11 protein-coding genes are annotated in these 16,774 nt (G+C 40.2%); 9 read left to right on the forward strand and 2 right to left on the reverse strand.

Features of this window, described 5'->3' with window-relative positions:
• Nucleotides 1-4: 4 nt before the first annotated feature.
• From R2S08_RS17410 to R2S08_RS17450, 9 genes are all read left to right on the forward strand, one after another.
• Nucleotides 5-967 (forward strand): 3',5'-cyclic-nucleotide phosphodiesterase, encoded by a 963-nt coding sequence (locus R2S08_RS17410; RefSeq protein ID WP_316836333.1) that lies wholly within the window; start codon nucleotides 5-7, stop codon nucleotides 965-967.
• A gap of 67 nt (nucleotides 968-1,034) precedes the next feature.
• Nucleotides 1,035-1,553 carry a DUF1772 domain-containing protein gene (locus R2S08_RS17415; RefSeq protein ID WP_316836334.1) on the forward strand — a complete coding sequence of 173 codons (519 nt, stop codon included), beginning with the start codon at nucleotides 1,035-1,037 and terminating at the stop codon, nucleotides 1,551-1,553.
• A gap of 85 nt (nucleotides 1,554-1,638) precedes the next feature.
• Nucleotides 1,639-3,876: a PAS domain S-box protein gene (locus R2S08_RS17420; RefSeq protein WP_316836335.1), complete on the forward strand. Its 2,238-nt coding sequence runs from the start codon at nucleotides 1,639-1,641 to the stop codon at nucleotides 3,874-3,876.
• 124 nt (nucleotides 3,877-4,000) lie between these two features.
• Complete coding sequence (locus tag R2S08_RS17425; protein WP_316836336.1) at nucleotides 4,001-4,585, forward strand: RNA polymerase sigma-70 factor; 585 nt, start codon at nucleotides 4,001-4,003, stop codon at nucleotides 4,583-4,585.
• Nucleotides 4,586-4,653: 68 nt separating this feature from the next.
• On the forward strand, nucleotides 4,654-5,838 hold the full coding sequence (locus tag R2S08_RS17430; RefSeq protein ID WP_316836337.1) for a FecR family protein: 1,185 nt from the start codon (nucleotides 4,654-4,656) through the stop codon (nucleotides 5,836-5,838).
• A gap of 274 nt (nucleotides 5,839-6,112) precedes the next feature.
• Complete coding sequence (locus R2S08_RS17435) at nucleotides 6,113-9,733, forward strand: SusC/RagA family TonB-linked outer membrane protein (protein WP_316836338.1); 3,621 nt, start codon at nucleotides 6,113-6,115, stop codon at nucleotides 9,731-9,733.
• Nucleotides 9,734-9,744: 11 nt separating this feature from the next.
• Nucleotides 9,745-11,205 (forward strand): RagB/SusD family nutrient uptake outer membrane protein, encoded by a 1,461-nt coding sequence (locus R2S08_RS17440; protein WP_316836339.1) that lies wholly within the window; start codon nucleotides 9,745-9,747, stop codon nucleotides 11,203-11,205.
• Nucleotides 11,206-11,215: 10 nt separating this feature from the next.
• Nucleotides 11,216-12,577, forward strand: coding sequence for a substrate import-associated zinc metallohydrolase lipoprotein (locus R2S08_RS17445; RefSeq protein ID WP_316836340.1), 1,362 nt, complete (start codon nucleotides 11,216-11,218; stop codon nucleotides 12,575-12,577).
• A 15-nt stretch (nucleotides 12,578-12,592) separates the two neighbouring features.
• Entirely contained in the window at nucleotides 12,593-13,942 is a 1,350-nt protein-coding gene (locus R2S08_RS17450) for a DUF4302 domain-containing protein (protein WP_316836341.1), read from the forward strand.
• Nucleotides 13,943-14,006: 64 nt separating this feature from the next.
• On the opposite strand, the gene R2S08_RS17455 is transcribed toward R2S08_RS17450, so the two are convergent.
• Nucleotides 14,007-15,341 (reverse strand): DEAD/DEAH box helicase, encoded by a 1,335-nt coding sequence (locus R2S08_RS17455; protein WP_108555457.1) that lies wholly within the window; start codon nucleotides 15,339-15,341, stop codon nucleotides 14,007-14,009.
• Between the two features lie 75 nt (nucleotides 15,342-15,416).
• The gene (locus R2S08_RS17460; protein ID WP_316836342.1) at nucleotides 15,417-16,754 is read right to left on the reverse strand and encodes an MFS transporter; all 1,338 of its coding nucleotides are present in this window, start codon (nucleotides 16,752-16,754) and stop codon (nucleotides 15,417-15,419) included.
• Between the last annotated feature and the right edge of the window lie 20 nt (nucleotides 16,755-16,774).

The following is a 16,774-nucleotide window of genomic DNA, read 5'->3' on the forward strand; positions in this document are numbered from 1 at the left end:
AATTATGTTCAGAAAAACTTGTCTTATCGCTTTTATTGTGCTTGCCGCTTTTCATCAGGTATCTGCCCAGTCCCGTACGTCATCGTTTAAAGTCATTCCGCTTGGTGTTAAGGGTGGGATAGAAGAGGACAATCTTTCTGCCTATTTGCTTGCTCCGCAAGGTAGTGACAGTTATATCTGCCTGGATGCCGGAACCTTAAATACCGGGATACGCAAAGCGATAGACAGAGGTGTTCTGAAAGGAAAGCCTGATGAAGTATTAAAAAGGCAAATCAAAGGGTATTTGATATCACACGGACACCTCGATCATGTTTCTGGTCTGATCATTAATTCGCCGGAGGATAGTGTTAAAAAGATTTATGGCATGCCAAAGGTACTAGGAGTTTTAAGAGATAAATATTTTACCTGGGATGCCTGGGCCAATTTTGGTAATGAAGGAGAAAAGCCAATCTTGAAAAAATATAGTTATACGGCACTGGAAGAAAATGTTGAAAGGCCTCTCGATGGAACAGAGATGACTGTTAAAGCTTTTACGCTGAGTCATGGAAATCCTTATCAGAGTACAGCTTTTTTGGTAGGGCATCAGAATAGTTATGCGCTTTATCTCGGAGATACCGGCGCAGATGAAATTGAGAAGTCTGATAAAATGCGTCTTCTATGGGAGCAGGTTACACCTTTAATCAATAAAAACGAGTTGAAGGCTGTTTTCCTGGAAGTTTCTTTTCCAAATGAACAGCCTGAAAATCTGTTGTTTGGTCATCTTACACCAAAACTTTTTTTTAAAGAACTGGAGCAGTTAAAAAATCTTTGCAAAGCGGGTACATTTGAAAAAGTAAACTTTATTATTACTCATATTAAGCCACCTTTACAGGCAGAAGAGTTGATACGGAAAGAGCTTAAAGAAGCAAATACGAAAAATTTAAAGCTGATCTTTCCTAAGCAAGGAGAATTGTTGCTGTTGAATTGACAAGTTGTCGGTTTTGTTCTATTTCGTGCCTCTTGATTTCCATAATTTTAGGCAAATAAATAAAAACATGGAATCAAAAGAAAACATATTACCCGTAGTGGTATTGGTCCTTACTGCAACGATGGCTGCACTGGTAGCTGGTCTGTTCTACTCCTGGTCCTGCAGCGTAATCCCTGGCTTATCCCGTTTATCTGATAAAAACTATCTCGCTGCAATGCAGTCTATAAACAAGGCCATATTAAATCCTGTATTTTTTGTGAGTTTTATAGGAACATTAGTTTTACTCCCGCTCAGCACATACCAGTTTTATGTCAGGCCTTTATCCATTCAGTTCTGGCTATTGGCCATTGCCACATTGATCTATACTATTGGGGTTTTTGGAGTAACTGTTTTTGGAAATGTCCCCTTAAATGATCAGTTAGCTGCTTTCAACTTATCTTCAGCCGGGCCAACAGAGATTGCAGTTCATAGAATGAAATTTGAAGGGGCCTGGAATAACTTCAATACCCTTCGTACAATTTCTGCGGTATCGGTATTGGTTTTGGTCATTATTTGCTGTACGCAAATGACTGTCTCTGGAAAATAGCTTTTAACCTGCAAGAAAAATAACATTTTTCTTGTTTCAGTCGTTGTATTTCAAAGGTTATATTTGTTGTATTAAATGACCAAGTATGATTTCAGCTGCTGATTTACTCCAGATCTTCCACATCAGTCCTATACCTATTGCTATTTTGGATGTTGATCTGAAGCTTTTGGCAGTATCCAATCAATGGTTAAAAACCTATGGAATGGAAAGGGCGCAAGTAATTGGACAATCCTATTGCACTATTTTTCCAGAAAGAAGCAGAGAATGGCTTACTATTTTAGAGCAAGCTGTTAGGGGTAAAGACCAGTCAGGAGAAGATCAGATTAATGAGCCATCGTCCTTGAATAACAGGTGGATGAAATGGGAGGTCAAAGCCTGGAAAAGTCAGCATGGAAATGTGGGGGGCGTGATCATATATAGTGAAGATATTACACTCCATAAACAGAGTACCTTCCAGGACCAGCAGTTTCGTCTGTTTATGGATTACCTTCCTGGTTTATGCTGGATTACCAACGAGGAGAATGTCCTTACCTATGCGAATAATGATTTTTTTGAAACTCTGCATCTCCCTAAAGATGTGGTGGGTAAAAATAACGAAGAGATCTTTGGATCAGACGTCGCAAAAAATGCGCACATTAATAATATGGAAGTACTCCGGACCCAGCAAAGCAAGGAGTTGTTCCAGACTATTCGCGGACAGGATGGATATCCTCAGTATTTTAAAACCTATAAGTTCCCTTTTATGGATGCCTCAGGGAAACAGAATCTGGTTGGAGCAGTAAGTTTTGATATTACCAAGCATAAACAGCTGGAAGAGAACTTGTATCAAAGTGAGGAGCAGTTTAGACAAGCCTTTGAGCATTCTCTGATCGGTATGGCCTTGATCTCTCCCGAGGGCAGGTGGAAACGGGTCAATTCCAGTTTATGTGATATCCTTGGGTATTGCGAAGAAGAATTACAGCAATTGTATATACAGGACATTACACATCCTGAGGATTTGCATAGAAGTTCTGAAAGCCTGAAGGAACTGGCAGATGGGATCCGCGAAAACGTCAAAATGGAGAAACGGTATATCCATAAAGACGGATCAGTGATATGGGTGGTTATTGCAGCAACTATGTTGAAAGATAGCTTGGGGCATCCCCTGCACTATGTCTCCCAGATAGAGGATATTACCAAAAGAAAAGAAATTGAGGGGAATTTGCTGTTAAGTGAGAAAAAATACCGGACCATTTTTGAAAATGTACAGGACGTTTTTTATCAGGCAGACCAGCAGGGAAGAGTAACCGAAATCAGCCCCTCTATCTTGCAGTATTCCGGTTATACCCGGGAGGAGATTATTGGGCGGCCGGTTATTGATTTTTATTACTACCCTCATGACCGGGACAGAATTATCGAAAGCCTGCAAAAAGATGGATTTGTTATAGACTTTGAAGCCAGATTGAAAACAATTAACCAGGAACTCCGGTATGCTTCAGTGAATGCCAGACTGATCCGGGAGAATGGCCTGGTTGTGGGAACGGAAGGAAGTATGCGGGACATTACGGCCAGAAAATCACAAGATAATGCGCTGAAGGCATTAAATACGGAATTGACGGCCTCGAATGAGCAAAAGAACAAACTACTTTCCATCATAGGACATGATTTGCGTAACCCGATTTCAGGAAGTTTACAGTTACTGGATCTAACGTTAAATGATTTTCAATCCAGTTCGGCTGAAGAAGTACACACCTATCTTTCTATGATGAAACAGGAACTGTCTAGTGCAAATGAGCTTTTGGAAGATCTGCTGACCTGGGCCAAATCTCAGTTTAATGCAGTTAGTTTTAATCCTGTTAACATTGAGGACCTGGCCGCTCAGTTACAGAAGTGCTTACTCAGTATTTTGCCTATGGCGGAGAAGAAAGGCATTCGTGTGCTGCAGTCTGTGGAACCAGATTTAGAGCTCAGTGCAGATAAAGCGATGTTGGATACGATTATTCGAAATTTAGTTTCAAATGCAGTTAAGTTTTCCTATAAAAACGGAGAGATATTAATTAAAGCGATTAAAAATGATACAGGTGTACAGTTTTCTGTGAGTGACAGCGGAATTGGTATCCCTAAAGATAAGGTGCAGGAATTGTTTAACAGCAAATCAAATTATACGACTTTTGGAACGTTGGGAGAAAAGGGAACGGGGCTTGGACTCAATCTTGTAAGTGATTTTGTAGCCAAACACGGAGGAGAGATCTGGCTGGAGAGCGAAGAAGGAAAAGGAACCACATTCTATTTTACCATACCGGCTGGTATAGGTACATTTAAAGAAAACGAGGAAGAAGAATAGGCTTTAGCGATCTGATCTAAAGTTCCTTTTTTAGTATATTTTGTTATTACGGATAGATTTACGCATTTTAGTTAAGAATAATGCTGGTTAATCAGTAGAATCTTAAATGGAGTAGTTTTAATTTATGGGCAGATACAGTAAATACTCAGATAAGGAATTAGCCGACCTGTTAAAGTCTGGAGACCAGTCTGCCTTTACTGAAATTTATAATCGTTACTGGAGTGTAATGTACGCACATGTTTACAAAATGCTTCGCGACAGAGAAGAAGCAAAAGATGTCATCCAGGAAATTTTCAGTAAACTATGGCTTAAAGCAACTGAAATCAGATCTAATCAAAATCTTGCAGGTTTTTTATATGTTGCTGCACGTAACAGGGTTTTAAATCTCATGGAGCAACATCGGGTTCGGAACGATTATGTTAAATCCATTGCTTCATTTGTTTCGGAAATAGATCCTGGTGCGATTGACCGCGTAGATGAAAAAAAAATAACACAAATTATTGAACAGGAGATTCTTAACCTGCCTCCAAAAATGCGTGAAATTTTTGAAATGAGCAGAAAGGAGAATCTTTCACATAAAGAAATTGCGGAAAAACTGAATATATCTGATCAAACGGTGAAAAAGCAGGTTCAAAATGCATTAAAAATTATAAGGCCAAAGATCAGTAATCTGAGCATATTCGTTTTTGCTCTGATTATTTTGAAATAATTTAAAAATCTTCTACCCCCAAAGTCCTTTTGCCCGGTTTTATCTATAAATACATTAACTGAATTTAGATGAACCACAAAGAAGCTGCACTACTTCTTGAAAAATATAATAAAGGAACGGCTACTGATGAAGAAATCAGACTGTTGGAGAACTGGTACAATGCAGAAAGTCTGAGCCGGAGATTTGCCGATGATGAAACTGATCTGGATCGTTTGAAGGAAGAGATTTGGGAGGGAACATTAAAACGCTCAAATCTGGTAGCACCTCCCTGTAAATCCAAAGTAAAATCATCTGCACTGAGAATCTGGAGTTATCGCATTTCTGCAGCAGCTGTTGTTGTTCTTTGCCTGGGTATTTTCTTCATCCAGCGGTCAAAGCACCGTTTTGCGGTCACTATGGAAATGGCTAATCGTATCCCCGGTGGAAGTAACAAAGCCACCTTAACGCTTGCAAATGGGAGAAAGATTGTGTTGTCTGATGCAGTTAAAGGAAAACTGGCTGAAGAGGCTGGCGTAAACATTACTAAAACAGCAGATGGAAAATTGATTTATGAAATAAAGGAATCTTCGGACGGAAAGTCAGAAGACAGGGAGATCACTTCTGCTTTTAATATCATTTCTACCGCGCGGGGAGAAGAATATCAGGTTGTGCTTCCGGATGGGTCAAAAATATGGCTCAATGCAGAATCTTCTTTAAAATACCCAACTTCATTTAAAGCGAAAGCGGACCGGAAGGTTGAACTGACTGGTGAGGCTTACTTTGAGATCGCTAAAGATAAAGCACATCCTTTTAAGGTAAAAACAAAGGATCAGGAAGTGGAAGTATTGGGGACACACTTTAACATCAACAGTTATGTTGAAAATGGAGGTGTGAAAACCACACTTTTAGAGGGCTCGGTAAAGGTTTCTCCCCTTGGTAATGGGCAAAATGTCCTTCTGGAAAATTCTGTTCTCCTTAAACCAGGAGAACAGTCGGTTCACCAGGCAGGGAGTATAAGCGTAGTGCAGGCCAACCTGGAACAAGCAGTATCCTGGAAGGAGGGATGGTTTTATTATAAAAGTACAAGCCTCGAAAACGTATTACGGGAAGCTGCCAGATGGTACAATCTGGAGGTGGTTTATCAAGGTCATATTCCTGCCGATCGTTTTACAGGGAAAGTTCCCCGGAATGCCAGTTTGGGTAAGTTTATCAAGGTTCTTGAACTTAGTGATATAAAATTCAGAATAGAAGGCCGAAAAATGCTAGTGAATTAAACATATAATAATTAATCAATCAACTCAAATCCAAAAAACAACCAAAACATGGAAAAAATCTACAGAGACGACGGGATTTAAACTCCCGAAAGGTGATCAGAAATAAAGGACCCCGATGGCGATCGGGATCCTTATAATGACTGGGTTCACCCATTTAACATTTTTTTGCAATCCGTTTAATTAGAAACCCAACCAAAACAAAAATATGAATAATATTATTCATTGCGGCCTGCTGTCCAAAAAATGGCAGGTACGCAATCAAATTTGGCGAATTATGAAGTTAACCTTCGTTTTTTTATTCTCCGCATTTATGCAGTTAAGTGCGGCCGGAATAGCCCAAAGCATAAATCTTAATAAAAGAGATACCCCGCTCACCCAGATTTTTACAGATCTTGGTAAACAAAGTGGTTATCAGTTTTTCTACAATGAACGTTTACTGGAAAGAGCAAGTAAAGTAGATGTTAAAATTAAGAACGGGACCCTGGAAGAGGCATTGAATTTATGCTTTAAAGATCAACCTTTTTCCTATGAGATTCTGGATAAAATAGTGGTGATCAAGGAAAAGGACAAGACTATTTTTGACAGGATATCTGCTTACATTACGGCTGTCCAGATAAAAGGTCGTGTTACAGATCAAAGGGGCCATCCGATCCCAGGCGTAAGTGTACGGGAAAAGGGTAAAGGTGTCTCTGCGTTTACAAATGGAGAAGGCCAGTACCAGATTAATGCAGATGCTGGTGCAACACTTATATTTAGTTACATCGGGTATAAGACACAGGAAGTTAATGTTGCCGGAAGAACAACTTTAAATGTCAGTTTGGAGGAGGACGTGAGCGTATTGAAGGAGGTTAATATTTCAACAGGTTATCAAACCCTGGACAAGAAAACGTTTACGGGTTCTTCGACCCTGGTAAAGGCATCCGACGCAGAACGAAATGGGGTTCCCGACATTAGCCGGATGCTTGAAGGGCAGGTTGCCGGAGTAACTGTACAAAATGTTTCAGGAACGTTTGGTGCTGCACCTAAGATTCGTGTACGTGGTGCAACTTCCTTTTCGGGCGACAATAAGCCATTGTGGGTTGTGGATGGTATCATTTTGGAAGATGTTGTCAATATCTCTAATGAAGCCTTGACAACCGGAGATGCGAATACCTTAATTGGCTCTTCGGTGGCGGGTTTAAATCCAGACGATATTGAGAGTTTTAATATTCTGAAAGATGCGGCCGCGACGGGTATGTATGGTGCAAGAGCAATGAATGGGGTTATCGTTGTAACCACAAAAAAAGGCAGGCAAACACAAGGTGCTCCAAAGATTAGCTATAGTGGAAACTTCACGACCTATGCGAAACCATCTTATTCAAGTTTTGATGTGTTAAATTCTGCAGACCAGATGGCTGTTATGATTGAGATGCAGAATAAAGGATATTATCAGATCCCGGATGCATCCAGAGGCAATACGGGCGGGATCTTCTATAAAATGTACAACATGCTGTATGACTATGATGAAACCACAAAAACCTGGGCGCTCAGAAATGATAATGCCAGTAAGGTTGCATTCTTGTCCAGATATGCCAATGCAAATACGGATTGGTTCAATGTCTTATTTAAAAATTCTTTGCAGCAGGACCATTCCATCAGCATTAATTCAGGCACAGAAAAATTTCAAACCTATGCTTCTACCTCCTTTCTGCATGATGATGGACAAACAATAGGTAATAGTGTAGATCGTTTTACAGGGAATTATAGAGCCAATTTTAAATTAAGCGATAAGTTAAGTGGCGAATTGCTGGCAAATGGTTCTGTTCGTAACCAGCAGGCTCCTGGAACAACGGTCTTGCAATCTGATCCTGTTTATGGTAGTTATTATAGAGGATTTGACATTAATCCCTATAATTATGCGTTGAATACCAGTAGGTTGATTACGCCATATGATGAAAATGGAAACCTCGAATATTTCAGACAAAATAGTGCACCTTTTAATATCCTGAATGAGTTGAATACCAATTATCTAAAATTGGCAATGATCGACTTTAAAGTTCAGGGAGGCTTAAATTATAAGATTATACCTGAATTGACTTATTCATTGGATGGTGCTTATAGATTTACGAGAACAGAAAGCCAGATCTATATCTTAAAGAACTCCAATATGGCTACGTCATTTAGAACTGTTGATGATGCCACTTCTGCTCAGAACAATCCCAATTTATATAAAGATCCGGATTTTCCGAATGGTTTGCCGCTGAGTGTTCTTCCTGATGGCGGCTTTTATAAAATGACTGGAGATAATTTGAAATCCTATTATTTCCGACAAAATCTGCAGTACAATAAAACATTCAATAAAGACCACAACCTGAATGTTTTTGGAGCAATGGAGGTACGGTATGCGGACAGGCAGAATGAGTATTTTGACGGTGCGGGTTATCAGTATGAAAATGGAGGTCTGGTGAGCTCTGACTACCATTATTTCAAACAGGCTGCTGAAACTGGTAAGCCTTATTTTGGGATGGGGTACGGCCTGGACCGTTACATTGCCTATTTTTCCAATGCAGCCTATACTTATAAAGAAAAATATACCCTGAAGTTGTCTGGTCGTTATGATGGGTCTAATCTGATGGGAAAAAGTACGGTGGCCAGGTGGTTACCTACATGGAATGTGTCGGGTAGCTGGAACATTGACGAAGAAAGCTTTTGGCCAAAGAACAGTATTTTAACAGCCGCTAAACTTAGGGCTTCCTATGGCTTGGTTGCCAGTATCGGCAATGCGACAAATTCTTCTGCCGTCTTTTATAATCAAATTGCCAGGAGACCAAATATAAATGACCAGGAGGTACAAACTTTCATTTCAAGTTTAGAGAATGCTCAGTTAACCTGGGAAAAAACCAAGGACTTTAATATTGGACTGGATTTATCTTTGCTCAATGACCGATTGAACTTAACTGTTGATGTATACAACAGAAATATTTTTGATTTGATAGGTGATATTAAAACTTCAGGGATTGGAGGTCAGTATCAAAAAACGGCGAATTACGGAGGGATGAAAGGCCATGGTATTGAGTTTGCTATAACAGGCAAAGTTATAGATCATGAAAACTTCAAATGGAGAACAAATTTTAATTTTGGATACAATACCAATAAAGTAACTAATCTGGACGTTGCACCTAATGTATGGAGGTCAATTTCAGCCAATGGAGCTCCGGTAGAGGGCTATTCTCAGAGAAGTTTATTTTCTGTGAAATTTGCCGGTCTGAATCATGATTATGGATACCCAACTTTCATAGGGCCGGATGGGAAAGCGACGACTTATATCGGTTTGCAGGATGATGATTTGTCATTTTTAAAATATGAAGGCCCGGTTGATCCAACGTTTGCAGGCGGATTTTATAATCAATTCTCTTATAAGGGATTTAGCTTATCTGCATTGTTTGGCTTTTCTGCTGGAAATTTCCTTCGCTTAAAACCAACCGTTAAAAGCAGCTATGATGATCTGACGGCACTAAGCCGGGATGTCTTAAACAGATGGGTGCTGCCAGGAGATGAAAAGTTTACCAGCATACCCGCCATTTTAGACCCGCTTTCAGCGGCGAAGATAGTTGGCGCAGACGGGGCTACTGTAGATATCAGGTACCCGTATAATCTATACAATTACTCTACAGAAAGAGTAGTAAAAGGAGACTATATCAAACTCAGACAATTGTCTCTTACTTATAGCATTCCTAAAAAGATATATACAAAACTCAAAATGTCGAATGCGCAACTCTCGCTGGTGGGTAATAATATTTGGCTTATTTACGCTGATAAACGTTTGAACGGGCAGGATCCGGAGTTTTATGCATCTGGTGGCGTTGCTATGCCTGTTGCCAAGCAGTATACTTTATCGTTAAAATTTGGATTTTAATAAGAATAAATATGAAACTACATAAAATATCAGTTATCCTTTTGAGCCTTGTTCCCTTTGTTTTACCATCGTGTAAAAAATATTTAAACGAGGCGCCAGATAACAGAACAGAAATCAACTCCGTAGATAAGGTGGCCCAGCTGGTCTCTACTGCTTATCCTACCTACGATTATTTAACATTTACAGAATCTTCATCAGATAATGCAGAAGATAAGGGGGGAGGCATAGGAAGTACAAATGAGATGTTTGATTTGCCTTATGCCTGGATTGATGTAATTGGTGCGCAGACAAATTCAACGTCCAACTATTGGAATGGTTGTTATGAGGCGATAGCTGCGGCCAATCAGGCATTGGAGGCGATAGAAAAACAAGATCTGGGTACAGCTGTACTGCCTTATAAGGGTGAAGCGCTGGTGGCCCGTGCTTATGCGCATTTCATGCTGGTCATGTTGTATTCCAATCCTTATGAAATTGGCGGTGCGAACACTTCTCCTGGTGTTCCTTATATCACGGCACCAGAAACAAAGGTTATTGTACAGTACAGCAGAGGGACGGTTAAATCGACCTATGAAAAAATTGAGCAAGATCTTTTGGATGGAATCAAACTGCTTTCTGCTTCAGCCTATAAAGTGCCCAAATTCCATTTTACACCAGCTGCAGCTCACGCTTTTGCTGCCCGTTTTTATTTATTCAAAGGGGAATGGCAAAAGGCGGTGGATCATGCAACGCTAACGGTTCCCGGAAATGATTTTGTGGGGAATATACGCCCTATTACAACCACTTTGAAAGATATGACCGGGGAGGAATTTAATGCTGCTTTTAATTCCAGTTCGCAAAAATATAACCTCCTGTTGTCCAATAATTATTCTACCTACCATTATCAAAACGCACCAAGACATGGTTTCGGTGATCATCTGGTTAAGATGTTTACCACAGCGAATGTAACGGGTAAAATACTGGCCAACAGAGTGCCGTCTTATGGTGTACCGAATTATACCACCTATAAGTACAAGGGTTATTTCTTCAATACCGGGCCGGGAATTGGCTTCCCTTATTTGACTTCGGCTTCATTTACTGTTGACGAAGCGCTGATGAACAGGGCAGAGGCCTATGCGGAGCTGGGGCAATTTGACGCGGCTTTAAAGGATATTAATGATTTCTATAGTGTTAGAATTAATGGATATAATCCTGCTACTGATGCGGTAACACTGGCTAAGATCAGCGCATTTTACAGTATCTCTGATCCTAAAGAGGGTTTGGTGAAAACGATCTTGGATGCCAAGAAAGCAGAGTTTCTGCAGGAAGGGATGAGGTGGTTTGATATCATCAGGCGCAGGCTTACTGTGGTGCACAATAACTTTGACGCAACTGGCCTTGAAACCTTTACAGAACTTAAGTCCGATGACAAACGCAGGGTTTTTCAACTGCCAAAAGAGGTTAAATTATCAGGTATAGAATTAAACCCCAGATAAATTGAATATTATGAAACTTATATATAAACTTATATTTTTTGCTGCCTCTGTTACAACTGTAATTGGATGCCGGAAAACGGAAAATCTTGATGTAGATTATAGTAGTTTTAATGCCGACAACCCACAGACCAATACTGCGCTGGACAAATGGCTGAAAACAAACTTTTTAGATGCTTATAATATTGAAGTGGTGTACCGGTACAACAGGTATTACCATGGAAATACGGCAAATGTCACCCCAAATAAACTAGAGGATATCCAGCCGACGATGCAGGCTGTACTGGATGGATTTATAGGGCCATACAGGAAAATTGCCGGTGAAACCTTTTCTAAAAAATACATTCCTAAAGAATTTGTCTTATTTGGTTCCTATGCTTATGCGGATTCCAACGATCCTGGTGTAGCAGGGACTGCTGCTGGTGGAAGAAGGATAACCTTATACGGATTAAATGATTATGCTCCGCTTCCGGACGGCGCGTTCTATTTTTGGGACAGACAGAGAATCATGCACCACGAATTTGGCCATATCCTGAATCAGATCGTTCCTATTCCTACCGATTTCGAAAGCATTTCAAAAGGCTATTATAAACAGCCCTATAAAGATACGCCTATCGATTCCGCGCATAAGAATGGATTCGTAACCAGTTATGCCAGTGGAGTGTATACGGAGGATTATGCAGAGAGCATTAGCTGGTTATTAATTAACGGGCAGGTATGGTATGACAACTGGGCAAATACTGCATCTGCAGCTGGAAAAAGCAGGTTGATCCAAAAAGAACAGAATGTCATTACATACTATAATAATTTAGGTATCAACTTTAAAGAATTACAGAGAGAGGTGCAGCTGTATATGAAAAATACGCTAAACCTGAATGAATCCAAATTTCCCTACTGGTTAACAAAAAAAGCATTTGCTTCGATGTCGCTGGATCTGAAATCTGATGTTTATCTGAAATATGGTAGTTCAGATGCTTTTAATCAAGTCTATAACCAGGTAAAAACAGCAGTAAATGCACTGCCCGGGTATGGATTGACATTCAATCTTATGAAAGTCAATTTTACTTCGGCTACCACGGTCAATCTGGAGATTAGTTTTAACCAGGGGGCCAATGGATATGTTGCAGATTATCCTTTCAATATGAATGTGAACTCCACAACGGGAGAAGTTAAGTTTACATCAAATGGACCATGGACAGGAAACGCCACTTTACTTCAATCTTCTGTACAGCCCATGCTGGATTATTTAAGTAGCAACACTTTTGTAGCAGACTGGCTTCCTGTAAGTGTTAATGCAGATAACTATATGAAATATGGTGGTTTCTCCGTGAAAGGTAGCCCTGCAAATTATTTTTATGGACCATTAGCTTATTAATTTATTTAAGACAAAATGAAGAGATTATTATTTTTTATTGCACTCTTATCATTATTGATGGGCTGCAAAAAAACATCCTATGTTGCTAAATTTGATAAGACGCCTCAAGAGCGGGTTGGAGAGCAGATGGCTTTGGTTTCTAATATATTAACATCCGCTGAAAATGGCTGGATTGCCTCTTTACCTACCAGTGCAGGAGGTGGGTATGGTTTTTATGTGAGTTTTGATAAAGATCAAAATGTTAAAATGTATGCTGATATGACCGACCAAAGCGCTGCGGAGGTAGGAAAGTCGTATTACAGAATCAAACAGGATATGGGAACAGATCTGGTTTTTGATACCTATAACTACATATCGATGTTGGATGATCCGGATTCACAAGTTCTGGGAGGCGCAAGTAAGATTGGGTATAGCAGTGATGTAGAGTTTATCTATGACCGGTCAACTGCAGACAGTATAGTTCTTATTGGAAAAAAATACCGGCAGCCTTTTAAATTGGTTAAAGCCACTGCGGCACAAAGAGCGATTTATGAAGCAGGAGGTTATAAAACGGCGATTAATAAATTCAAGAACTTTTTCGCCATGACTAAAAATCCTTACATAGAGCTGGTTTCTGGTAATGCCACATTGAAAATTGGAATAACACCCAATATGACAAATGATCTTGATAATGGCAAGAGAGTAGATTTTACGGGAGTCTTGGCAGATGGCAGTACTGTGGCATCAAGTACTGAGAAATTTAATTTTACGCTGGATGGCGCTGTAATTCTTAATAAAGGCCTGGTTTTCCAAGGCATCAGCTTTGTGAAATTTGTTTGGAAAAACGAGACAACATTAGCAGTATATGATGCCAGTGGAAAAGAATATATCCTCAAAAGTTCAGCTACGCCTTTGGTTCCGCTTTACCAATTGTGGGGCAGTAAATACAGTGGAATGCTCTCTGAGTTTAAGACCATCTATAAAGGAACTTCAGCTAATGGTGCTGCTATTTTAAATTACTTTCATAATAACCTGACTACTTCTGCAGTTACGGGATATGTATTTAACTATGGACGGATAAATTTTGCCTGGAATGTAGTCAATAAGCGATTGACAATTAATGCGCATACCAGTCAAAGCGGTGGAGCAAGTACCTGGGTAACGACTTCGACCTATACTTATACGGTAGATGCAAATGGTGTATATAAATTTACATTGTTGTCTGCACCATCGGGCGGTTATGCAGGAAAGATTATAGTCAAGTTACATGATTTTATATTGGCCAACCGGGTTTCTTTTGACTATTATGTTGACGGTGAAAATACCTATGGCAAGATGACGAGCGTGGACGATCCGACCATTGTAATGACTTTTGTTTTGCAATAGATCTTCTTTATTTATCATCAATACAAAGGCCGGATTTTTGTCCGGCCTTTGTATTTTATAGATCTTAAGTTTTTGGTTTTCCTTTGCTGCTCCACCTTCTGGAACCACTGCTTGGCGTTCTTTTTGTTCCGCTTAAGTTTGGTTCCCGGTCCTGACGTTGTCCTTGTGGTTTACCATTAGGCTGACCTTGTCTTCCGCCTTGGCCGCCGCGGTTTCCGCTTTTAGCCTTTGGCTTTTCTGCCGTAGCCATTAAACTTTGCCAGCTCATGGCAAAAGGATTGTCTTCGGCTACAGGAACCGAAAGACCAATTAATTTTTCTATGTCCTTTAGATATTCTTTTTCTTCTGCATCACAGAATGAATAGGCAATACCACTTAAACCCGCACGGCCGGTACGGCCAATTCGATGGACATACGTCTCGGGAATATTTGGTAGTTCATAATTGATCACATGAGTCAGTTCATCTACATCAATTCCTCTTGCGGCAATATCTGTGGCCACTAAAATGCGGGTTGTTCTGGCTTTGAAATTTGTTAAAGCCCTTTGTCTTGCATTTTGTGATTTATTACCGTGGATGGCCTCAGCTCTAATGCCCGATTTGATCAGGTCTTTAACTACTTTGTCTGCACCATGTTTGGTTCTTGTAAAAACTAAGGCTGTTTCGATGCTTTTGTCCTGAAGGATATGGTTCAGTAAACTGCGTTTATCATTTTTAGTGACAAAATAAACGGCTTGTTGTATTTTTTCTGCAGTGGAAGAAACAGGTGTAACTTCTACTTTTGTTGGGTCCGTTAAAATAGTATTGGCCAATTTCTGAATTTCTCCAGGCATGGTTGCAGAGAAAAATAAGGTTTGTCTCTGTGCAGGAAGTTTGGCAATTACCTTTTTAACGTCGTGGATAAATCCCATATCCAGCATTCTGTCGGCTTCATCCAGTACAAATATTTCCAGATCGCGCAAGCTGATAAAGCCTTGTCCCATCAGATCTAATAGTCTTCCAGGTGTGGCGACTAAAATATCAACTCCCCGGTGAAGGGCATCTGTTTGTGCTTTCTGACCAACACCGCCAAAGATCACCAGATACTTTAAAGGTAGGTTTCTTCCATAAGCTTTGAAACTTTCCTCAATTTGAATTGCCAGCTCTCTGGTTGGTGTAAGAACCAATGCCTTGATGGTTTTTGGCCCTTTGGTATTGTTGTGGGGCTTATATAACAATTGCAGCATTGGAATGGCAAAAGCCGCAGTTTTACCTGTTCCGGTTTGTGCACAGCCCAATAGATCTTTGCCTTTTAATATAGTTGGGATGGATTGTTCTTGTATGGGGGTTGGTTGAGTATAACCTTCTGTTTGCAGCGCATTTAGAATCGGCTCAATCAGGTTTAATTCTTTGAATAACAATGTATATGTATTTAATGTTTAATGGAATGAAAAGAATAGATTTCAATTCCGTACAAATGTACGGATAAATTTAGGTTATTTTTTTTCTTTAAATCTGCTGAAAAAAAGAAGAGCAAAAACACAAAGGACAAAGCCAACAACTCCGTTCAGACGAAGTCCATAATCTTTTCCCGGATCTTTGCCATAGATGGTGAGCATGGCAAAGACAGCAATACCAAGGGTCTGACCCAATTTGACAAACAGATATTTTACGGCAAAGAACATACCTTCATGGTTCTCTCCTGTTTCTTCCGTATCGTTTTGGGCAATGTCTGCAAGGATAGCATTAGGTAAGATGCCAAGCGCCGCCAAAGGGAAAGAGGCACAACTGACCATGATATACATTTGTGCTGTGGCTGAAAATGGAAGTCTCCCAAGAAAATAGATGGTCACAAAAATGAGGCTGAGTACAGCAAAAGCAATCATAACCAGTGGTTTTTTTCCGAATCTTTTAGCGCCATAATTGATAAAGGGATAAAAAACCAGGGACAGGATGACCATAATTCCCATAAACTTGCCACCATCGGAATCCGGGAGGCCAAGCAATACCGTAACAAAAAAAAGTAATCCGCTGGAAATAATGCTGAGCGCTATATAATAGGAAAAATCTGAGATCAGGTAATATTTAAAGTTAGAATTTCTGAATGTGTTTTTAATGGCCGGAAGTAATGGGATATGCGTGGGCTTCGCTTCGCTGTATTCTCTTTCATCGATGGCAACTACAGGTACGATCATCACCAGGCCGGCAAGAATGCAAAGTCCCCACATGGTATATTGAAGGGCAAGCGTCCTGTCTGAAATGGCAAAGATATCCTGTAGCAGATCTGCGTAATTATTACATAGTGCAGCAATGATCATCCCGACAACGAAACCCACCTGCTGATAGGTTGAAAGCCGGACTTTCTTTTCAGGATTGTGGGCAAGCTCAGGAAGCAATGCATTATATGGAATGATATACGTTGTTAGCGAAATAAAGAATCCGGCCAGCATAAAAGTAAGCCACCAGGCGTTGGTCGTGCTTTCTCCGTTAACCAATGGATGAAAGACCAGACCGCAGAAAATGACCGCAGGAACAATAGCATAACGCATGATGGGGATTCTCCGTCCTTTTGGATTTTTGCTGCTGTCGCTTAGAGAAGCAATAAAGGGATCATACAAGGCATCAAATAAACGTCCGGAGGCTGCGATCAGGGAAAGAATATTAAATGCACCAAACACCAGAAGTTGCGGAACCAGGGGACTCAAACCAGAGTTGTTTGGTGGTAAATAAAAATAAGGAAGCATGACAATAATGATATTGGTCATGATGCTCCATCCCATCATGCCTGAAGCGTATGCGATTTCTTTTTTGAGTGGAAGTGTTTTGACAGGCATTGTAAACGATTTTCGCTGGG

The organism is Pedobacter nutrimenti (assembly GCF_032678445.1).
GTDB classification, from domain to species: domain Bacteria; phylum Bacteroidota; class Bacteroidia; order Sphingobacteriales; family Sphingobacteriaceae; genus Pedobacter; species Pedobacter nutrimenti_A.